At 33.9% G+C, this 21,401-nt stretch carries 23 protein-coding genes, 1 tRNA gene and 1 pseudogene; 16 read left to right on the top strand and 9 right to left on the bottom strand.

Annotation, left to right across the window (positions count from 1 at the left end):
• Positions 1–156 precede the first annotated feature (156 nt).
• The 8 genes and pseudogenes from E2R68_RS03785 to E2R68_RS03745 all read left to right on the top strand — a co-directional run bounded on the left by E2R68_RS03785 (position 157) and on the right by E2R68_RS03745 (position 6,933).
• On the top strand, positions 157–621 hold the full coding sequence (locus E2R68_RS03785) for a hypothetical protein (RefSeq protein WP_134276170.1): 465 nt from the start codon (positions 157–159) through the stop codon (positions 619–621).
• On the top strand, positions 621–1,649 hold the full coding sequence (locus tag E2R68_RS03780) for a serine/threonine-protein kinase (protein WP_134276169.1): 1,029 nt from the start codon (positions 621–623) through the stop codon (positions 1,647–1,649). Before E2R68_RS03785 ends, E2R68_RS03780 begins: the two co-directional genes overlap by 1 nt.
• Positions 1,650–1,956: 307 nt before the next feature.
• Positions 1,957–2,376 (top strand): annotated as a pseudogene (locus E2R68_RS03775) (transposase); the annotation flags it as partial.
• A gap of 202 nt (positions 2,377–2,578) precedes the next feature.
• Complete coding sequence (locus E2R68_RS03770; protein ID WP_134276168.1) at positions 2,579–3,382, top strand: GIY-YIG nuclease family protein; 804 nt, start codon at positions 2,579–2,581, stop codon at positions 3,380–3,382.
• Positions 3,383–3,536: 154 nt separating this feature from the next.
• Entirely contained in the window at positions 3,537–3,791 is a 255-nt protein-coding gene (locus E2R68_RS03765) for a type II toxin-antitoxin system Phd/YefM family antitoxin (protein ID WP_134276167.1), read from the top strand.
• The gene (locus E2R68_RS03760) at positions 3,784–4,044 is read left to right on the top strand and encodes a Txe/YoeB family addiction module toxin (protein ID WP_134276166.1); all 261 of its coding nucleotides are present in this window, start codon (positions 3,784–3,786) and stop codon (positions 4,042–4,044) included. The genes E2R68_RS03765 and E2R68_RS03760 overlap by 8 nt, the downstream gene beginning before the upstream one ends.
• Before the next feature lie 835 nt (positions 4,045–4,879).
• Positions 4,880–6,034 (top strand): alpha-hydroxy acid oxidase, encoded by a 1,155-nt coding sequence (locus tag E2R68_RS03750; protein WP_243834587.1) that lies wholly within the window; start codon positions 4,880–4,882, stop codon positions 6,032–6,034.
• A 299-nt stretch (positions 6,035–6,333) separates the two neighbouring features.
• Positions 6,334–6,933, top strand: a complete 600-nt coding sequence (locus E2R68_RS03745; RefSeq protein WP_134276165.1) for a YitT family protein — start codon at positions 6,334–6,336, stop codon at positions 6,931–6,933.
• Positions 6,934–7,256: 323 nt separating this feature from the next.
• Here E2R68_RS03745 and E2R68_RS03740 read toward each other — a convergent pair whose 3' ends face one another.
• The 4 genes from E2R68_RS03740 to queC form a co-directional block, all read right to left on the bottom strand.
• A complete protein-coding gene (locus E2R68_RS03740; protein ID WP_208380108.1) occupies positions 7,257–7,748 on the bottom strand; it encodes an Hsp20 family protein in 492 nt (163 codons plus the stop codon).
• A gap of 222 nt (positions 7,749–7,970) precedes the next feature.
• Positions 7,971–8,675, bottom strand: coding sequence for a DUF3581 family protein (locus tag E2R68_RS03735; protein ID WP_134276164.1), 705 nt, complete (start codon positions 8,673–8,675; stop codon positions 7,971–7,973).
• A 164-nt stretch (positions 8,676–8,839) separates the two neighbouring features.
• Positions 8,840–9,496 (bottom strand): cupin domain-containing protein, encoded by a 657-nt coding sequence (locus E2R68_RS03730; RefSeq protein ID WP_134276163.1) that lies wholly within the window; start codon positions 9,494–9,496, stop codon positions 8,840–8,842.
• 38 nt (positions 9,497–9,534) lie between these two features.
• Positions 9,535–10,200 (bottom strand): 7-cyano-7-deazaguanine synthase QueC, encoded by a 666-nt coding sequence (gene queC / locus E2R68_RS03725; RefSeq protein WP_134276162.1) that lies wholly within the window; start codon positions 10,198–10,200, stop codon positions 9,535–9,537.
• Positions 10,201–10,282: 82 nt separating this feature from the next.
• On the opposite strand from queC, the gene queE reads away from it, so the two are divergent.
• The 6 genes from queE (at position 10,283) to E2R68_RS03695 (ending at position 15,727) form a co-directional block, all read left to right on the top strand.
• Positions 10,283–10,960, top strand: coding sequence for a 7-carboxy-7-deazaguanine synthase QueE (gene queE / locus E2R68_RS03720; protein ID WP_134276161.1), 678 nt, complete (start codon positions 10,283–10,285; stop codon positions 10,958–10,960).
• A gap of 104 nt (positions 10,961–11,064) precedes the next feature.
• On the top strand, positions 11,065–12,015 hold the full coding sequence (locus E2R68_RS03715; RefSeq protein ID WP_134276160.1) for an AEC family transporter: 951 nt from the start codon (positions 11,065–11,067) through the stop codon (positions 12,013–12,015).
• Between the two features lie 466 nt (positions 12,016–12,481).
• Positions 12,482–13,309, top strand: a complete 828-nt coding sequence (locus tag E2R68_RS03710; RefSeq protein ID WP_134276159.1) for a transporter substrate-binding domain-containing protein — start codon at positions 12,482–12,484, stop codon at positions 13,307–13,309.
• Positions 13,310–13,686: 377 nt separating this feature from the next.
• Positions 13,687–14,358 carry an amino acid ABC transporter permease gene (locus E2R68_RS03705; RefSeq protein WP_134276158.1) on the top strand — a complete coding sequence of 224 codons (672 nt, stop codon included), beginning with the start codon at positions 13,687–13,689 and terminating at the stop codon, positions 14,356–14,358.
• A complete protein-coding gene (locus E2R68_RS03700; protein WP_243834586.1) occupies positions 14,358–15,008 on the top strand; it encodes an amino acid ABC transporter permease in 651 nt (216 codons plus the stop codon). Before E2R68_RS03705 ends, E2R68_RS03700 begins: the two co-directional genes overlap by 1 nt.
• The gene (locus tag E2R68_RS03695) at positions 15,005–15,727 is read left to right on the top strand and encodes an amino acid ABC transporter ATP-binding protein (RefSeq protein ID WP_134276156.1); all 723 of its coding nucleotides are present in this window, start codon (positions 15,005–15,007) and stop codon (positions 15,725–15,727) included. The genes E2R68_RS03700 and E2R68_RS03695 overlap by 4 nt, the downstream gene beginning before the upstream one ends.
• 34 nt (positions 15,728–15,761) lie before the next feature.
• On the opposite strand, the gene E2R68_RS03690 is transcribed toward E2R68_RS03695, so the two are convergent.
• Both E2R68_RS03690 and E2R68_RS03685 read right to left on the bottom strand, forming a co-directional pair.
• The gene (locus E2R68_RS03690) at positions 15,762–16,013 is read right to left on the bottom strand and encodes a hypothetical protein (protein WP_134276155.1); all 252 of its coding nucleotides are present in this window, start codon (positions 16,011–16,013) and stop codon (positions 15,762–15,764) included.
• 103 nt (positions 16,014–16,116) lie between these two features.
• Positions 16,117–16,497, bottom strand: coding sequence for a SpoIIAA family protein (locus tag E2R68_RS03685; RefSeq protein ID WP_134276154.1), 381 nt, complete (start codon positions 16,495–16,497; stop codon positions 16,117–16,119).
• Between the two features lie 212 nt (positions 16,498–16,709).
• On the opposite strand from E2R68_RS03685, the gene E2R68_RS03680 reads away from it, so the two are divergent.
• A complete protein-coding gene (locus E2R68_RS03680; RefSeq protein ID WP_134276153.1) occupies positions 16,710–17,837 on the top strand; it encodes a M14 family metallopeptidase in 1,128 nt (375 codons plus the stop codon).
• A gap of 91 nt (positions 17,838–17,928) precedes the next feature.
• Here the strand turns inward: E2R68_RS03680 and E2R68_RS03675 are convergent, their stop codons facing one another.
• Both E2R68_RS03675 and E2R68_RS03670 read right to left on the bottom strand, forming a co-directional pair.
• Positions 17,929–19,182 (bottom strand): leucine-rich repeat-containing protein kinase family protein, encoded by a 1,254-nt coding sequence (locus E2R68_RS03675; RefSeq protein ID WP_134276152.1) that lies wholly within the window; start codon positions 19,180–19,182, stop codon positions 17,929–17,931.
• Between the two features lie 59 nt (positions 19,183–19,241).
• Positions 19,242–19,856 (bottom strand): LysE/ArgO family amino acid transporter, encoded by a 615-nt coding sequence (locus tag E2R68_RS03670; RefSeq protein WP_134276151.1) that lies wholly within the window; start codon positions 19,854–19,856, stop codon positions 19,242–19,244.
• Between the two features lie 160 nt (positions 19,857–20,016).
• Here E2R68_RS03670 and E2R68_RS03665 point away from each other — a divergent pair, with 160 nt between their 5' ends.
• A complete protein-coding gene (locus E2R68_RS03665) occupies positions 20,017–20,913 on the top strand; it encodes a LysR family transcriptional regulator ArgP (protein WP_134276150.1) in 897 nt (298 codons plus the stop codon).
• Between the two features lie 90 nt (positions 20,914–21,003).
• Here E2R68_RS03665 and E2R68_RS03660 read toward each other — a convergent pair.
• A tRNA-Tyr gene (locus tag E2R68_RS03660) sits at positions 21,004–21,087 on the bottom strand.
• Between the last annotated feature and the right edge of the window lie 314 nt (positions 21,088–21,401).

Raw genomic sequence — 21,401 nt, 5'->3', positions numbered from 1 at the left:
TAAGCCTCAATTTAATCAATCAGTTATTGAAAACAGAATAATCTATTTAATCTCAAGTAAATGTAAGTTAATCTGGTTTTTATTTAAATTAAGTAGGCTGAAAACGAGTTATTCTACAGCCTCGTTAGGGCTCTCCGTCCACTCAAAAGGGATCTTATGAATATTTTAGGAATTAGAGTAGAACCTAAAAAAACAACATTTTCAGTAATTAACACTGAAAATGAAAACTTCAAAATAATCAATATTGAGCTTATTAAAATTCCAGCTGCATTAGATTTCCCTGAGAAATTAAAATATATTCGAAATTGTGTCTTAGATATATTGCGAGAATATAATATTTCAATTGCAGGGGTTAGGGTTGCAGAGAGTAATGCACAAAACTTAGATGTAACAAGATTGCACATTGAAGGTGTTATTCAAGAAGCATTTTCCAGTAGTAATGTTGACAAATATTTTGTTGGTAGAAAAAACTCAATCGCTTCGAAATTAAATATGACAGGTAAAGAATTAGAGTCCGTATTTAAAGGAGATAAGGTGTTTGAATTGATCGATAATTGGGATGTTTGTCGAACTAAACCGGCGCGAGAGTCCGTTTTGACAGCGATGGGGGCACTAGCTTAATGTTTGCATATCAAAAAGCTCAAGTATCATTTAAAAAGTTAGAAGAAATTGGGCATGAAGGTAAAAACTCAAAAGTATACCGAGCCCATGATCAAAATTTAGATGCAGAAATAGTAATTAAAGAAATAGAAATAAAGCATGGTTTTTCTTCTAAAGATTACTTCGAAGAAGCACAGGCGCTGTATAAAAGTACTCACCCGAATATAGTTCAAGTTTGCTATGCATGTGAAGATGACAAAAAAGTTTATGTGGCTTCGCCTTTTTATCGTAATGGTTCTCTTAAAAAGAAGATGGCACAAAAAAGCCTTACTGTTAGAGAGATCATTAGATACTCAACTCATTTCTTAAACGGCTTACATAATGTGCATTCAAAAGGATTGATTCATTTTGACATAAAGCCTGATAATGTTCTTATTTCTGATAGAAATGAAGCATTATTAGCTGATTTTGGTCAATCAAAACCAATGGACAGAAACGGCCTAGCAAAACAGCCAATGCTGTATGGGAAGCAATTTCCTCCAGAATACTTCGGTAATGCTCAATATATTTTTGACAATAGATTTGATATTTATCAAGCTGGTTTAACTATGTATCGTATGTGTGTGGGAGACAAAGAGTTTGACCGCCAGTTTAGCAAGTATAAAACGTGGCCAGAGCTTGGTGGTGATGTAAGAGCTGGTAGATTCCCAGATAGAAAGGCATATCCTTTGCATATTCCTAAAAAATTAAAAACAGTGATAAATAAATGTTTAAAGCCTAATCCGGGCGATCGTTATGGTTCACCTGTAGAGATTGTAAACGGACTTGCAGATATTGATGGTTCTATCCTAGACTGGGAGTATGTTCTAGATAAAAACAAGAGAATATGGCGACAAGAAGTTGAGGGGACAATCAAAATGATTGAAGTATGTGAAAAGAGAACTTCAAAAGCCTATAAACATGGTGTAAATTCAGCCACAAGACGAGTCAAAGAATTCTGTTTCACTGACATAGAAGACAAAAAAATAGTTGAGTTCTTAGAGAAATGAAAAAATTAACGGCAAACTCAAAATCTGAATTAACAAATAGAGCGAAAGTTGTTAGCAACCGTCGAGCTACCTCCTATTTGGATAAATTGCCGGAAATTACAGAAAGTATGTATGACAACCTACCTGATTTTAAGTCAACTAGCTCAAGCTTTATAGATATGAGCAATCCTAAGAAAGCCCTAACAAGCTGTTAAACAAGGACTAAATACAGTTGGCTCACACAGAAACTACTGGACACCCATCAACTTTTCATTCTAAAGGTTTGATTTTATTGCGATGAGCTAGTGGGTGTCCAATACTTGTTGTGACACGAATCTGTCATTGCCCTGCAGGTAATGAAATGTGGCGAAGTGGGATAAATATAAAGAGTCACAAGCAAAAATACACACGATTCTGTGGTTATTTAAAAGACTGTAAGTTATGCCCTTTACAACAGCAATGCATGCGTAAACCACCGAATGATAGAGGAAGGCAAGTCCAATTTAAAAATAATGAATCACGGAAAAAGCTAAGCTATGGCGATAAAATGAAAGTTAAGATAGATAGCCCAATAGGACGACGCCAATATAGCAAACGATTAGGCGCCATTGAGCCTGTATTTGGTAATATTACGGTGAATAAAGGGATGAATAAATTCACACTGCGCGGGCAAGAAAAAGTGAATGCCCAATGGCAAATGTATTGTCTTGTTCATAATATAGAAAAATTAAGGAATAGTTTATATTAAGCCAAGGGCTAAAGCCCTTAAACAGCAAGAATCCAGCCTAATTAACCTCATATGCGTCTTTACAACTCAAATTAATCAATCATTTACTTAAAATTCAATAATCTATTTGAATATCATGTACATATAAAATACTGTGTTTTTATAATTAAAAATCAGGCTGGAAATGAGAAATTCTACAGCCTCGTTATGCCTTAAGGAAGTTATGAGCGAGTATTATGTTTACGTTTATATAGATCCTCGAAATTTTGAGGAGTTTTATTATGGGAAAGGAAAAGGTTCTCGGAAGGACGCTCATTTATTCGAAGATAGCGATAGCGAAAAATCAAAACGAATAAAGGCAATTAAAAAGGAAGGGTTAGAGCCAATCATACGTATTATTTCTCGTGGGTTGTCAGAGCATGATGCATTATTGGTCGAGAAAACACTGTTGTGGAAATTGGGAAAGCAGCTCACAAATGTGTCCTCAGGCCATTACTCAAAAAATTTTCGCCCACACGATACGCTATATAAAAAGCTTTCTGGTTTCGACTTTCAAAATGGTCTTTATTACTACAATGTCGGTGAAGGGCCACATAGAAACTGGGATGATTACGTAAAGTACGGATTTATCTCCGCTGGTCAGGCTCCGCGATTCAGAGATGCAATGCTTAGTTTTGAAGTAGGTGATGTGATTGCAGCATATCTTCCGAAGAAAGGGTATTTGGGAATAGGAAAAATTACAAAAGAGGCTTTGCCCATTCAGCAAGTGTATATCAAAGATGCTCCTTTGTTGTCTTTACCATTAAAATGCCAAAATATGGCAGATAATTCAGATTCAGAAGAAAAGTCAGAATATGTGGCTTTAGTCAATTGGTTCATTACTCTGGATCGTGAAGATGCAAAATTTAAGAGCAAATCGGGCATTTATACGCCCCAAAAAATTAAAGCATCTTTAGACAATCAACCAATTACAGTTCAGTTTCTTGAATCAGAATTTGAAATTGACCTGAAAAAATTAATGGCGTAACAAAGTGCTGCTAGGGACAAACCTACGCTGCGTTTCGGTTTGCCTCAGAGCACGGCGTTAGCTGTACTTGAAACTTAACTTGTACCTAATATTGCACATGTGTGTTTTTTTAGTTAAACTTGTCTTATTAATTGTACAACTAATGAGGTAATTTATGCGTATTGTATCGTTCACTGAAGCACGAAATGGACTCAAATCAGTTTTAGATAATGTTGTAAATGATGTCGACTACACCGTTATAACCCGTAGAGATGCAGAAGATGCAGTTGTAATGTCTCTGGAGCATTACAATAGCTTGATGGAAACTGTTCATTTACTAAAATCGCCAGCAAATGCTGCACATTTATCAAAATCAATCGAGCAGTACCAGCTGGGTAAAGTTACAGAGAGAGAGATTCTTAATGACTAGGCTACTCGCATGGACAGATGAAGCTTGGGGTGATTATGTTTATTGGCAAGGACAAGACAGAAAAACAATTAAGAGAGTTAACAAGCTAATTAATGATGCAAAAAGATCTCCATTTGAGGGCATTGGAAAACCAGAACCATTGAAAGAAAATTTGTCTGGTTTTTGGTCTCGTAGAATTGATGAAACTAATAGATTGGTTTATGCCGTCACTGATAAACATTTAACAATTATATCTTGTCGTTATCATTATTAAATGGAAAACAGCTAATAAGAAATTTAAACGGAACAAAAACAGTTTGCCATGTTTCGTTCCTTAACAAGTTTGGAAAACAATTTTTGTCCGCTGATTAGGCGTTATATGTACAGGGAAGATTGATGTTAACTGAAAATGATGTTGTTGAAGCTGTCTGTTCATATTTGATAAAAGTGGGTATGAAATAACCCAAAAATTAACTACAAAACAAACTGGCGTAGATATTATTGCTTCTAATCTGATTGGGGTTAAATGCTACGTGGAAGCTAAAGGTGCTACCTCCTCAAAATGAGGATCCTCTAAATTTGGAAAAGAATTTGTAAATCCCAGGTTAAAGTACATGTTGGTGTCGCAATAGTTGCTGCATTTAAAGCTTTAAGTGAGTATCCCAATTCTGAATCATTTATCGCTCTACCAAATAATGCCCATCATAAATATCTGATTGAAAACATGTGCCAACCAGATAAAAAAATCTGGTATTGGAGTGTTATTGGTAAGTGATTGTGGCCTAGTGGAAAAGTACATATAACAAACATGGAAGAAAAATATCGGGCATCCATAAACGTTAAGGAAAGCTCTTGATTTTGCTAATCTTGCTGCATTAGCTAGATTGAATATTGCGGTTGTTAAACTTAAATAGAAAAAGAAGATTAATCACTGTTTGATTTAATTATTCTTATTTATAGTGAATGTTACTTCCTTTTTTTAACGCCTTTAAGTTACCTCTGATATGTAGATAAGCATCATAAATTATAAAATTATGCCTATTTAAAATAGATATAAGTCGCTTGCTGACTATAGTTAAGCGCAGGATCTCTCTATAAAGATAAGGTATATGATGATGCAACTGAAAGACTGTTATAACTTCCATGATTTTAGACTCTTAGCTAAAAAACGTTTGCCTACTCCTATCTTTAATTATATTGATGGAGGCTCTGATGATGAGTCTACTTATCGGCGTAATACGGCTGCTTTTGAAACTTGTGATTTAATTCCGAGTGTTTTAACAGGTGTGAAAGAGGTTGATTTGTCTGTCACCATCATGGGGCAAAAACTGGACCTACCTATTTATTGTTCCCCAACTGCTTTGCAACGTTTGTTTCATCATCAAGGAGAAAGGGCTGTTGCAGGTGCTGCTGAGAAATATGGCACTATGTTTGGTGTTTCTTCACTTGGTACAGTAAGTATGGAAGAGATCGCTAAGCAGACAAATACTCCACAAGTGTACCAATTTTATTTTCATAAAGATCGAGCTTTAAATAGAGCCATGATGGAACGTGCAAAAGCATCAGGTGTACAAGTTATGATGTTAACGGTTGATTCTATTACTGGTGGAAATAGGGAGCGTGATTTACGGACTGGTTTTTCAATTCCGTTTCGGTTAAATCTTAAAGGCATGTTGCAGTTTGTATTAAAGCCAATGTGGGGAATTAATTATGTTACCCATGAACCTTTCAGCTTACCTCAATTAGAAGCTCATATTGATATGGGAAACGGAGCGACTTCAATTGGTGACTACTTTACTAATATGTTAGACCCTTCAATGAACTGGAATGATGTAGCTGAAATGGTGAAGTTCTGGGATGGTGAGTTTTGTTTAAAAGGCATTATGAGTAGAGAGGATGCAAGAAAAGCAGTCGAAATTGGTTGTACTGGTGTCATTATTTCTAATCATGGCGGTCGACAATTAGATGGTTCTCGTAGTTCATTTGATCAACTCGCTGAAATAGTTGATGAAGTTGGAGATGAAATTGATGTTATTTTTGATAGTGGGGTACAACGAGGAACACATGTGCTTAAAGCATTGTCATTAGGAGCTAAAGCAGTTGGCATTGGACGAATGTATCTTTATCCACTTGCTGCCGCAGGTCAACCGGGTGTTGAAAGAGCATTGGGGTTAATGAAATCAGAATTAGAGCGAGATATGAAGTTAATGGGAAAAACATCAATCGATCAATTATCGGTTGATAATTTACGTTTTCGCCGTTGAGCTTAATGCTAGCGATAGTACGGATTAGCAATGCTGTAATTAATTGGGCTTGTGATAATAACAGGCTATATTAATTGTGCACTTCTAGACTCAAAAATCTAAAGCAAGTTAAGTCAGTCGCTAAATGTTTGGTAGATCAGATCTTACATGTTATAAATTTAAGCTGACGATATTTATCGATAAATCATTGAATATTTTAGTTTTAATAGTGAATTAGGTGGAATACACCGGATTTTCAATTTTGGCTGATTTTATTAATATTCTATAACTAATGCTTTAAATTTATTAAAGAGAATTGCATGCCAGAAAATCGACATAGCTTAATCGAAGATGTTCAAGCGATTATCATTGCGACATTACTTGCTTCACTTGGTATTACGTTTTTTAAAGCAACTGGTTTATTAATTGGAGGGACTGCTGGCCTGTCATTCTTGGGGCAGTACGCCACTCATTTTAGCTTTAGTGAAGTGTTTTTTATCATCAACCTGCCTTTTTATATTTTGTCGTATAAGCAATTAGGGCCCAAGTTTACTTTGAAAACTTTTATTGCTGTTTTTTTACTGTCTATTTTTGTTGAGTTTACCCCTACTTTTATAACCATTAGTTTTTTAGACCCAGTTTATTCAGCGGTGATCGGTGGCCTATTAATTGGTTATGGATTATTGATGTTGTTCCGACATGGGGGGAGTTTGGGCGGGTTAATGATTTTGGCGCAGTTTTTATCCCAAAAATATAAAATATCCATTGGTAAGTTTCAAATGTCTGTTGATTTTGTGGTATTGCTGATGGCAATTTTTATTGTTGATATGCGTGCGATTCTTTTATCGGTTATTGGGGCAACTGCCTGTAATTTAGTGTTAGTGATTAACCATAAACCAGGACGTTATAGTGGTAAATAAATGCAGTGGAAATGAAAGGATTAGTTAATACTCTTTTCATCGTTGGTACGATTAAAACGCATTTCGAGCGGTTAAATAATTCTCAGAAAATGTAGTTATCGCTTCATGCTCGTAGGATTTTAGGAAGTATGGGGCTCCATAAACTTTTGGTGACTGATACTTTCATTTCTCTTTTTAGCTATGTTGTTTGATAGGTTAAAAAGCAGTGTTGCAGTGCAATACCAGTATCTATTTATCTCTAGAGATATGATAATAAAAAGAGGCGTATTTTACGCCTCTTTTTCGTTACTTATTGTGTCTATTCTTTATCTTAATATCGATTATTAAGCGCTTTTTAGCTTGCTTTTATCGTTAATTATTTTTTCTTCTTTCTGGTTTGTTAAAGATTTATTTATCTGATTTATTGCTATTTTCTTAGCTTTCATCGTTTCTGGAATTTCTTTCACTAAATTAATATTTAATAAACCATTGGATAGGTCTGCACCGATAACCTCTACATAATCTGCTAAGTTAAACTTTCGTTCAAAGGACTGGTTAGGGATACCTTGGTGAAGGTATTTATGTTCTTTTTCGGTATTATGTTTATTACCTGAAATACTTAATACTCCTTTCTCTACTTGAATGTCTAATTCATCTTGTGAAAATCCAGCGACAGCAAGGGAGATAGTGTACTCATTTTCACCAAGTACCTCGATATTATATGGTGGATACGTTGATGTTTTTGTATCGCTACTGAATGCATTATCAATTAATGAGGCTAAACGATCGAAGCCAACACTGTTACGGTATAGGGGAGTTAAATCAATTGTATTCATAATAAGTTCTCCTTCGAGTAAATAAAATAAAACAATAACTGATGGGATATTTTGAATTGGTCTCCGCATCATATTTATGTAATTAGGGGCACTAAAAAGCATTTTCAATAGTTGAAGTGGAATTTTTTTTATTATTTAAAGGAGAGGGAAAATACAGGGCAATAAAAAAAGGGAAAACATTTGTTTTCCCTATATTGAAATTATAATGAACTAAAAAGCAGTTTAAAATGCATTTCGAGCGGCTAAATAACTCTCAGCAAATGTAGTGATCGCTTCATGGTCGTAAGGTTTTAATCCGCCTACAACGACGGTTTTAACACCTCGACCAACTACTTTGTCACCATCATAAATATCAAAATGTAAAAATTCATTAGCTCGTTTAGCTTCAACATCTAGTTTACTTTCTGCTAATTCTACGTGTAATGAGTTATTTAAATGTAAAGTATCTAGCTCGAAATTCATGCTGTTATACATGACTAAAGGACGTGCTGTATTAAACATTACTTGATGTTTTTCCATTAATGGCATCAATAAGGTTGGAAAATTTTGTCCTGAAAAAACGACATAATTTTTGATCAGTGATTCTAATAATTTAGGGTCATGGCTGATCTTTCCCTTGCGTTCAATCTCTAAAACACTTTTTCCTTGTTCATTATTAACAATGATATTTTCATCAGCTGTTTTAGGAAAGTTTAATGGCGTACTATCTCCGACCATATTAGTAAAAGAAAATTTCATTGATTCACTGATACCGTATTCATTTAATGCTAATGCAAATAATAGGTCGCCAGGTACACAAAATCGTTTTGAATTTGGATCATGGATAGGATTAAAATCTTGGCACTCTTTCTTAGCAAAGGTACTTGCTTGTTCTGCACTAATGATGATGTTGCTGTCTTGCTTAATAAAGTAAGGATCTAATAACATTTCAGCTCTCTAATAAAAACAATAAAAATTGTCTGGTGAATAAATTAGCCAAATAATGGCTTAACCCTATATTTTATAAAAAAAAGCACAGTTAGGGAATAGCGGATAAACAAAATATTTAGTTATAGCATTCTTCATGAAGAATAAAAATTATAGTATAGATATTAATCTAGTGGTAAATGTCCTGTTTTTACTAGGATAATGGTTTCCTCTTCCACAAAGGGATTGTGCTGACTCATATGTGGACTACGGATCCAAGTATGTTTTGGGTAACAAGCAAACTCATCTTGAAACACGCCTGAAATAACTAATATCTCCTCACCTCCAAAATGCTTATGAGGTTGGAAGTGCTCGCCAGCAGGCCATTTTACTAAGGCTGTATGTTGCCCTTCAAAGTCGTGTAATGGCATTACTTGTAAATTGCCAATACCTTGTAGCCATTCGGTTTCATTGCTGTTTATTCTAATAGCTTTTGTATCTTGATGATCAAATTGATTCAATTTAACAAAAATCAAACAGCCTAATTTACTGAAAGGTTTATGACGACTATTGGGAGGGTTACGTATATAAGTTCCCGCAGGGTAGTCTCCATCTTGATCTGAAAATACTCCTTCAAGAACAAAAATTTCTTCTCCATTAGGATGCTTATGTTCACTAAAGTAGGAATCTGCAGCATATTCAACGATACTGGTTATATGCTTTTCATTAGCTGCACGAGCTAGTGGTTTACGTTTAACCCCTAGCATTGGACTATTTACCCATGCTTGTTGCTGTGTCTCAATCACTACTTTTTGTGAAAAATCTAGATTAATATCAAGCATGGGTTACCTTATTTAATAACAATATCAAAGGAAAAATATTATTCTATTTCATATGCAATGGGATCTTTAATACCATTTTGTTCAAAAGCTTCTAAACGTTCAACACAACTACCGCACTGACCACAAGCTTTTTCTCGGCCGTTATAGCAGGTCCATGTTTTACTATAATCTAAGCCCATTCTGATCCCGTCTTTCAAAATCCCAATTTTGTTACTGTTTAAATAAGGTGAATAAATTTCGGTTGCTTCATAGTTTGCAACTGCTGCGACTTCATTCATCTTTTCAACAAAAATAGGGCGGCAGTCAGGGTAAATTTCATGGTCACCTGAATGTGCTCCGTAATATACTTTTTCAGCTCCAATTGATACTGCATAGCCAATTGCTAAAGATAATAAAATCATATTTCGGTTAGGCACAACGGTACTTTTCATGTTGTCATTTTGATAATGACCTAATGCAACATCAATTGAATTATCAGTTAGAGAAGAACCTCCAATAAGCTGATTTATTGCAGTAATATCAATAACTTTATGGTGTATTCCTAATTCCTTACAAACATCACTTGCCACTTTTATTTCTTTTACGTGGCGTTGCCCGTAATCAAAAGTTAACGCAAAAGGAGTTAATCCTTCTTCTATTGCTTTGTGTAAAACAGTGTATGAGTCCATTCCACCTGAATAAATAACCACGACTTTTTTGCTCATAGCACTTGTGTTTCCTATAGTATTCGCTTATAAAAAGCCCACCAAAACAGTGAGCAAGATCTAATTAAGGTATTTTACGTCAATGATACAGAACTATAAAGTAAATGAACTATTTCAAACTATCCAAGGTGAAGGTTTTTATACTGGTGTGCCTGCTATTTTTGTTCGTTTACAAGGTTGTGATGTAGGCTGTGCTTGGTGTGATACAAAACATACATGGGAAATTGATCTTGCTAAAAAATCTGATTTAATTTTATTAACCGATAAAAGTAATGAATCGGATCGTTGGGCAGATGTCTCTGCAGTAGACATCGTTAATGAAATTAAACGTTTAGGTTACACTGCGAACTTAATTGTTATTACCGGTGGTGAGCCTTGTATGTTTGATTTACGAGAATTAACACAAGTTTTGCATCAATTTGGATTTCAAACTCAAGTTGAAACCAGTGGAACTTATCCTATATTGGTGGATGTTGAAACGTGGGTTACTTTGTCACCCAAAGTAAATATGCGCGGTAAAAAAGTTGTCTTAAAAGAGGCATTACAACGTGCAAATGAAATTAAACATCCCGTTGGTACAGAGAGAGATATTGAACAATTGGATATACTTTTATCACAACTAAGCTCAGTTAAAGATAAAACTATTTGCTTACAACCCATTTCTCAAAAAGTTAACGCGACAGCTTTATGTATGAAAACTTGTATTGAGCGCAATTGGCGATTATCGGTACAAGTTCATAAATATCTACAGATTGATTAAATTTCAGCTTATATTTTTATGTGATAATCAGAAAGTCTTTAGCTCTATAGAATGAACGACTAAATGACGATATTTATTATTGCTTTTATATTAGAGAGTTTCATATGTTTTTAGAGTCACTACATTTTTCTTTTTCTATTATTGGTCCTATTTGTTTATTACTTTTTTTAGGATGGTTTTTAAGAAAAACAAATACTATTAATGATGCTTTTATTGAAATTGGTTCAAAACTGGTTTTTAAAGTAACGCTTCCTGCATTGCTTTTCTTAAGCATTATTAAAACTAATCGTGATATTGATATTAATTTTTCTTTGATAATATACTCGGTCATCGCAAATTTTGTTTTTTTCTTATTAACGGTTTTATTAACTCGGTATTGGGTAAAAGACAAAAGTGATCATGGTGTTATTGTCCAAGGCGCATTTAGAAGTAATATTGCTATTATTGGTTTAGCTTATGTTGCCAATGTTTATGGAGACGCGGGGATTGCTGTCGCAGCTATTTATGTGGCTTTTCATACCATGCTTTATAATATTTTATCGGTCATCATATTAACGCCCAAACAAGAAGGGGTTAAGTCGATAACTATCTTTGGTGTGGTTAAATCAATTGCCAAGAACCCATTAATTATCGGTATTTCATTAGGTATCGTCTTCTTTATATTTGCTATTCCTGTACCCAAAGTATTGATTAATACAGGGCAATATTTTTCAAATATGACATTACCACTAGCTCTTTTATGCACAGGCGGTAGTTTAAATCTAAAAGCTTTAAAATATAATGGTTTTAATTGCCGTTTCTCTAGTATCTTAAAAATTGTTATAGGACCTATCTTCATCACCGGAGGAGCTTATTTATTTGGTTTTACTGGAACGCCTTTAGGATTAGTTTTCTTTATGTCAGCTTCACCAACAGCAGCAGCAAGTTATGTGATGGCAAGAGCGATGGGTCATAATGCAGATTTAGCCGCTAATATTGTTGCGATGACAACAATTGGTTCTTTATTAACCTGTAGTTTAGGTGTTTCTTTATTATATTGGTTACAACTTATTTGATCTGGCTGGCCATCAATAAATAGATATTTTTTGTGACATTTATTTTAAATAAACAAAATAATTGAATTGATTTTCACCTATCCCATTGTTTTATTTTTATGCTTACCCATTAGTTGATTGTTTTTTAGACATTTAATTCAAAAAATTAAAATTAAATGTAAACTTTTTATACTTGATAATCAGTGCGTTAAGTTATTGATTCTTTGGTTGTCTAAAATAAATTTTGATATTTTTTTGCTTCTTATTCTTTTCTTTGATCTTCAATAAACCTCATAAATGTCAACAAGTTATTCTAAAGTTTGCTACAGTATTTTTTAATGTTATAGAAATTAACATTAACTGATAAATATCAACATTAACTTATAGACAGGGATGTGTCATTTAATAACAAGATGCAAAGAGTGGTAAATCTATTTTGCCATACCCTAGATAAAGCAGATGTTAAATAAAAACTAAAGGAGAAAGTATGAAGTTAATAAAGAAAATTTCATTAGTCATTGCTTCAGTATCAGCAATAGGTACATTTTCAGCAGCACATGCCGATCAGTTGGATGATGTTATCACCCGAGGCACTTTAAATTGTGGTGTTGTACTAGATTTTCCTCCAATGGGTTATACAGATAAAAATAATAAACCAGCCGGTTTTGATGTTGATTACTGTAATGATTTAGCAAAAGGTTTAGGTGTAAAATCAAACGTTATCAATTTAACCTGGGGTGATCGAATTCCTTCGTTAATTTCTGCAAAAACAGACGTTGTTATTGGCTCTACTTCAGACACTTTAGCTCGAGCAAAATCAGTCGGCTTTACCTACCCATACTTTGTATTTAAATTCCAAGTGTTATCTAAAGAAGGTGTGAAAATGGCATCTTTTGACGATCTTAAAAATGTTAAAGTTGGCGCAGCTTTAGGGACAACTTATGAATCTGAGTATTTTAAATATGCTGATTCAAAAGGTTGGGGAAGAGATAATTACACTTCTTTTAAATCAGAAAATGATGCCTTTTTAGGTTTGTATCAAGGTAAAATTGATGCACTGATCTCAACAAATACAAACATTGCTACAAAGTTAACATCAGGCCAATTTGATGGGTTTGTCGCAGGTCCTTACGTACCAAACTATGATGATGTAGTAGGTATTATTGCCAAAAGAAATGAACTTGCTTGGATCAACTACTTGAACCTGTTTTTAGTTCACCAAGTACGAGATGGTCGACTAAATGAATTGCATGTTAAACATTTTGGTACCCCTGTATCACCTGATATGGTTCAGTCATTAAGAGACAATAAATAAGTATTTTGTCTAACCTTAAAAACCTCCAGTACAACTGGAGGTTATCAAAGCCTCAAGGCTCATCAATCTATCTCAAATAACAATTTATCTAAAATGATGATTTGAGTGATCGCAAACAATATAAATAAAAGTCTGAAATAAGCCATTTATAACAAATGTTATATTGCTTCAGTAAGTTTTTAAAAAATTTAAAAATCTATTTGGAGGGGTAGTGCACAAAGTTAATAAATTTTAAGGTTTACATGAATTAATCCGCATTAAGCGGCGCATAAAATCAATACTTCGACTTTAATGTAAGTATCGATAACACCAGTTTTATTATTTGTAAAATTTGGGGATATTTAAAACATCTATAACGGTGTTTATAAAGAGGATATATGGACAATTATCAATTTCATTGGAATGTAGTATTTGATGCATTCCCGCAACTCTTAACTGGGGCATTTACAACCGTGCATGTTTCAGTTTTATCTATGCTGGTAGGGATAGTGATTGCGGTATTATTAGCTTTAGGAAAAATGTCAAATTCTAAGGTTTTTTATCATATTTCAAATATTTGGGTAGAGATTGCTAGAAATACACCAGCTTTATTTCTTATCTACATGGCATATTTTGGTTTAGGTGCTTATGGAATTCATCTTAGCCCATACCTATCAGTTTTTGCTGCATTAGTTTTTATTAATGCTGGATATTTAGCTGAAACATTTAGAGGTGGATTTCAATCCATTCCTGCGACTCAATATAGTGCTGCAAAATCACTTGGCATGAATAATTTTAAAGTTTATCGATATGTCATTTTACCGCAAATGTTCAGAAGAATTTATCACCCAATGACAAATCAGTTTGTCTGGTCAATTTTGATGAGTTCTTTGGGGATTTTAGTCGGTATGGATGAATTATCTGGTGAGACTCAAAGATTGCAATCAACTTCATTTAGAACTTTAGAGTTCTTTATCGTGGCAGCTGCTATGTATTTTGTAATAACGAAGTTGGTGCTGTTAGCATCGAGTTTGATCGCTAAAAAAATATTTAAAGGAGAACTATCATAATGAATTTATTTACTCCTTTATCGTGGAATGACTCTGGATTTATTTTAACGGGTATTTTAAATACTGTTTATATCTCTATTGTTGCCATTGTTGTTGGTAGTTTGCTGGGATTATTGATTGGCTTTATAAGAGCGGAATCAAATAAATCAGTGAATATGGTTTTAGGTGCATTTTTAGATATTCTTAGATCTGTGCCTCTTATTATTCAACTTATACTATTTAGCACTTTTGTTGGTGTTATGGGCTATCCTCTTCCTCCTTTTGCCGCAGGTTCAATTATTTTATCTTTGTATACCATGGCATTTATGACAGAGGTTTTCAGAAGTGGGTTTAATAGTGTGCCTGTTTCTATGGTACAAGCAGCCAGATCGTTGGGCATGAATTATCTACAAACCGTGCGATATATCAGAATTCCAATTGGAATGAGAGCGGTATTCCCATCTTGGCTTGGGGTTGCACTTAGTGTGATAAAAGATTCGGCACTTGTATCTGTTATAGGATACATGGAATTACTGAGAACTGCAGAGCAGTTAATATCAAGAACGCAACAACCTCTCATGATCTTGATAGGTGTTGGATTGTTTTACTTTATGATCTCTTATCCGTTGTCGCGTTATGGTAAATATATAGAAAGGAAAATGAAAATATGATTGAAATAAAAGGTGTTCATAAATCTTTTGGTGACTTAGAAGTATTAAAAGGCATTGATTTAACTGTAAATCGCGGCGAAGTAGTGAGTATTATTGGTGCAAGTGGTAGTGGTAAATCTACTCTTTTATATTGTATTAATGCGATTGAGTCTATCAATGGTGGTCATATTTTAGTTGATGGTATTGATGTACATGATAAGAAAACGGATATCAATGCACTACGACAAAATCTAGGTATGGTATTTCAACAATGGAATTCATTCCCGCATTTAACTGTATTAGAAAATGCTGCATTGGCGCCACAAATAGTTAAAGGTTTTAGTAAAGAAAAAGCTGAAGCAATTGCAACTAAAGAGCTTACTCATGTAGGGCTTGGTGACAAACTTCATGAATATCCAACTAAAATGTCTGGTGGGCAACAACAACGTTTAGCGATTGCTCGTGCGTTAGCAATGGAACCACCTTATATGCTTTTTGATGAAGTCACTTCTGCTCTTGACCCTGAGTTAGTTGGTGAGGTATTAGATACATTAAGACTATTGCGTGATGATGGAATGACTATGATTTGTGTTACTCATGAGATTGCCTTTGCAAAAGAAGTATCTGATAAAGTAGCTTTTTTTCACGAAGGATTAATTGAAGAAATTGGTACTCCTCAAGAAGTTTTAGATAACCCACAAAAAGAGAGAACGCAGCAATTTTTAAGTAAAGTGCTGTAAATTTTTTGGCCAAACGCAGATAAAATGTTTTCTTTTATCTGCGTTTATTATTTGAATCTAAACGCTCTTCATTTTCACGTCTCATTAATAAAATAGTTAAGTAGATTTTTGTAGGTAAGGAAAATATAAAACCCACGGCAATACAACTTGCACTAATCATGATACCGGTTACACCCAGTTCCTGCATTTTTTCACTAAAAAGGTGTAAATAAATCCCCAGCGCCAATAAAAATAAACCAATGATGATCGATATTTTTAATACTTTAATTAAACGATCTTGATCCATATGTTGTTCCTATTATTAGCTTTTACTAATACTTAACCTATTTAGCTTGTTAAAATAACTCATTTTTTTGTTGTCATTTTTCCTGTGCGAAATTTAGGTAACATTATTTAATGTAATTGCTATCATTTACCCAATCCCAAGCCTCTGATAACTTGTTTAATGCAAAATGTTTTTCACTTACTCCTACTAACTTTCCAAAGGGACTATCTGCTGCAACAAGCCATCCTAATACTTTACTTTTAGATACAATGGCAAGTTTATTCATATTTTTAATATTTTTTAATGTCCATTTTAAATCGGTATATAGTACATCTATTCCAAAATTAACTTTTCCATCCAACACGATAAGCACATTAATATTGCCATTTTTTTCAATAATATTATCGAGTATTTCTATCCATTGTTGCTCTTCTTTAGCTGAAATAGTACCTGAGATTTCTAGTCCAATAGTTGCACCATAGCTCTTTTCTAGTTGCTTGATCATCAGTATTTCCTTAATGCTTTGCATTTGAATGAGATAAATTAAAAGAATCAATTTTCGAATCGTATTCAGGTTAATTGCAATGAAGAGGTTCGGCTATTAATAAACTTTCTTTTATTCTGTTTTGTTAAGCAAATCAGTTTTCCTATGCTGTTTGTCTGCGATCGTTTATGCTCTGTATACAGATATAACAATAGACAAACTAAGGAAAACTTATGCGTATTACTGCTAATTTTGATGCAGGTAACATTGAAGTTATTAATTTAGAAGATAATAAAAATATTCAATTAGCTATTCGCCCTGATGTTGGAGAAGAGTTTTTTCAATGGTTTAATTTTCGTTTAGAAGGTGTAGTGGGGGAGCAATATGTACTTAATATCCTCAATGCAGGTGATGCTTCGTATGTTAAAGGGTGGGAGAATTACCAAGCTGTTGCTTCTTATGATCGACAACATTGGTTCCGATTGCCAACATTTTATAAGGATGGAAAATTAACTATCATTGCTGATCTAGACGGTGAATCATTACAAATTGCCTATTTTGCACCTTATAGTTATGAGCGCCATCAAGACTTATTAGCTGCAGTACAAATGCACCCTTTAGTGAGTTTAAGTCATTTAGGTGAAACGCTTGATAAACGAGATATTACTTTAGTTAAAGTCGGTGATGAAGACGCTAATAAGCGTAATATTTGGATCATTGCTCGTCAGCATCCTGGTGAAACAATGGCTGAATGGTTAGTGGATGGCTTGTTACATAGTTTGCTTGATAGTGACAATCCAACCAGCAAACTGTTATTAGATAAAGCAAACTTCTATATCGTTCCCAATATGAATCCTGATGGGGGAGTACGAGGACATCTACGTACTAATGCATTAGGTGTTAACTTAAACCGTGAATGGCTTAACCCTAGCTTAGAAAGAAGTCCTGAAGTATTTCATGTCATTAATAAAATGGAAGAAACTGGTGTGGATCTATTTTATGACGTACATGGAGATGAAGCGTTACCTTTTGTCTTTCTAGCTGGTTCAGAAGGCGCTCCGAGTTATAATGATAGGTTAGCTCGCTTACGTGAACGTTTTACTGAAGTTCTAACATTAGCTAGTGCTGATTTTCAGTCTGAATTTGGTTATGAAGTTGATGCCCCAGGTAAAGCCAATATGACGGTTGCGACCAATTGGGTTGCAGAGCGTTTTGATTGTTTAGCAAATACCTTAGAAATGCCTTTTAAAGATAATGATAACCTTCCCGATCCTACTATGGGGTGGTCACCTGAACGTTCAGTTAAGTTTGGTGAAGCATCATTAGTTGCTATGTTAGCTGTGGTAGATGATTTGCGTTAATTTACTATTTCTCATGCTATTTTTTAATGCGTAAGAAAATGTAGAGGGGACAAATATTTATTGTTCCCTCTAATCGCTACTTTGTATTTTATTACGATTGTACAACTTGAGCTTTTAATGCCAGATATTCAGGAGAATGTTTATCTTTTGTTTCACATATACTGAGTAAATCATCTAAAAAATAAATAAAAGCACGATGTTCTATTTTTCTGATTGATTGTTGAATATCTTCATTGAGCATGTGATACATGCTTGCAGCACCAAAATCACCAAATATTATATTTGATTGTTGATCAAAGAGAGTGTTATGAGCATATAAATCACCATGACATACTTGGTTATTATGAAGGTGTTTAAATACTTCCTGCATTTGTTCTATTATTTTTTGGATGCTATTTATTGAGAGTGTAAATTCTGGATCAAAAGTGTCACGAGTACAGGTTGTAAAATTAGGTGGTCCGCCTAAATTCTTATAGTGACTAGGGATCAACTCCATAACCAGTGCAAGGTAGTTATCTTCATTTACCTGAGCAATGGATTTAACTAAGTTTTTATGCGTTCCTACTTTTAAACAAGCTTGTAATTCATCTTGAGGGTAACCATCGCTTGTTACTTCCCCTTTAAATACTTTAATAGCTATTTCTTGTTGTTTTTCTTGCTCTATATCTTTGGGATTGCTCCAATTTGCTTTATATATTACACCTGAAGCACCTTGCCCTAATACTTCTTGTAGCTGGTAATCATCGGAGTTTACTTCTGGCACTGTTTTAATATGTAAATTTGACTGGCAAAAAGGATTACCTGAAAAAGCAAACCAGGCTAATTTAGGGAGTGATAATAATTGAGTTGGAAAATTTGTTAATTGGTTTGCCGAAATACGTAATAATTCTAAATTGTGTAATCGATTGAAGCTGTTAGGAAGTTGGGTTAATTGATTACCAGCTAAAGCAAGTTTTTGTAAACGTGCTCTATGCCCTAAAGTCTCTGGCAAACGTGTTATACAATTTTCAGTTAAAATTAACCAACGTAATTGTTTAGGCAATGATGCTTCTGGAACTGTGGTTATTTGATTAGATTTAAAACCAATCATTTCTAATTTGGGGCATTTCCCTAATACACTAGGTAATACCTTAAAGCAATTATTAGAAGCAAAAATAATTTTAAGTTGAGTTAGTTGCGATAGCTCATCGGGTAATGAGCTTAATTGATTATTCGATAAATCTAATATCTCTAAGCTATCTGCCAAAGTTAAAATTTCCATAGGAAATTCGCTTAAATTTTCAGATAGCTTTAGGCGTTTAATATCATGTAGGTGGCCTGATTTTAGCTGGGCAAGAGTGTGCAAAATAATATTTTCCTAATTCATTTAAATAGAAGTATTTTTATATGTTAATTGATCATGCTTTAATTTGTTACCACGTAATGTAACAAGTAAACTGCTAAGATCCACATCATTGTCCCTATTACTAGATCAATAATTTGCTGGCTCCTTGGCTTTGATAATATAGGAGCTAATTTTTGCCCTAATAAAGCGAGGCTAAAGAACCAAATAAATGAAGCGCTAACACCACCAAATACAAACCAAGGACGCTCTTGTGGTGCTAAGTTTGCTGCAAAACCACCTAATATAACAATAGTATCAATATACACATGTGGATTTAAAATAGTAAAAGCGCAACAGGCTAAAACGATGGCTTTAAAACTACGATTTTTATTATCAGTTTTAAGGTTATTTTCTCCTTTAAAAGCACTTTTAAAACATAAAAAACCATAATAGAGCATGAATATAGAGCCAATAAGACCAATACCCAATAATAACCAAGGGTAGGCATTAAAAATTTTTCCTCCTCCCCATACGCCAATGGACATAAATAAGATGTCAGCAACAGAACAAAAACTGGCAACAAACAGGTGATATTGACGTTTAATTCCTTGGTTGAGAACAAACGCATTTTGCATTCCAATAGGCATAATTAAAGTGGCCATCAAAGACAAGCCTGTAAAATAAGTGCTTAACATAAATACTCATATTGTATGGTGGAAAGAGGCTGCTACTATAGTTTTTTTATTATGTTAATCTAGCTAATAAATTTAATGTTTAATTAGTTTTTCTAATAACTGGTGTGTTGTTGTAATAAATTAGCTTTTAAAGTTAAAGGTAAATAACAAAGAGAGTGTGATGGATTTAAGTAATATTGATTACAAATTATTAAAGGCATTAGATGCCGTTGTTATGGAGCAGAGTTTTGAGCGTGCAGCACAACGTCTTTTTATTACTCAGTCTGCAGTTTCTCAGCGTATTAAATTACTTGAAAAATCCTTCGGAGAGCCATTATTAATCCGTTCCACGCCTCCCAAGTCAACTCAGTTAGGGCGTTTATTATTAGGGCATTATCAACGAGTATTGCAATTAGAAATCGAGTTAAATCAGCAGTTAGCGGTACAAAGCAACCAAGTACAGACATTACCTTTAGCTGTGAATGCAGATAGCTTAGCAAGTTGGTTGATAACGGCATTGAGTCCATTATTACAACAAAAAAATGTGCAACTTAATTTGTTTGTGCAAGATGAATCGACAACTTGGGAAAGAATGCGAAGTGGTGAAGCGCTTGCTTGTTTAAGTAATAAAGAAAAGGCAATTAGTGGCAGTGATAGTCACTTTCTTGGTTATATGGAATATGTATGTGTTGCGAGTCCTAATTTTATTGAGCGTTTTTTTAAAAATGGAGTTAATAAACAAAGTTTACAACATGCTCCCGCGATGTCATTTGACCAACATGATGATATGCATTTAGATTTTTTAAGTGAGCACTTTCAATTAAGTATGGGGCAATATCCATGTCATACGGTACGCTCTTCAGAGGCTTTTGTAGATTTAACTTTAGCGAGTGGGGCATACAGCTTTAATAGCCTATTCAGTGTACAAGAACATCTGGAATCTGGGGGGTTAATTGATATTTTACCTGAGTATAAAGTCAGAGTGCCTCTGTATTGGCATTGTTGGCAATTAGGGGGAGAGTTAATGCAACTATTAAGTGAGCAAGTGATTGCTTATGCCCGTCAGGTTTTAAAATAATATAAAGAGTTTATTGTAAATTATTATTTGATAGATGATAGAAAAATTAGACTTATTGATAATTTAGAGTGAGAGCATGAAGAGATGAAATGGTGGAGGGAGGTGGATTCGAACCACCGAAGCTTTCGCGACAGATTTACAATCTGTTCCCTTTGGCCACTCGGGAACCCCTCCGTTATTTCGATGGTGATAATATCAGAAAATTATCGATTGTGAAGAATTAAAGTGTAAAAAACTTAAATAAAACAATGTTATGCATGTTTTTTATTCTAATAATACAAAATTACATTTTTTTGTATGAATAATAAACAAGTTGTTAGGAGGGAAATCTTTAGGGACTAATAAATTAGTTGTATTTTTTACTTAATAAAAAATAATAATATGTATATTTAAAGTGTGTTGTACTTTATAAGATAAAACCATTTGTATTGACTTTATCCACTTATTTGTTAACTTCTGCATTTTAAATATTATCAAGGATAATAGTT

The sequence above is a fragment of the Psychromonas algarum genome, from assembly GCF_004376845.1.
Taxonomy (GTDB): domain Bacteria; phylum Pseudomonadota; class Gammaproteobacteria; order Enterobacterales; family Psychromonadaceae; genus Psychromonas.
The sequence above is the reverse complement of the archived record's forward strand: the minus strand, read 5'-3'. Positions and strand labels throughout refer to the sequence as shown.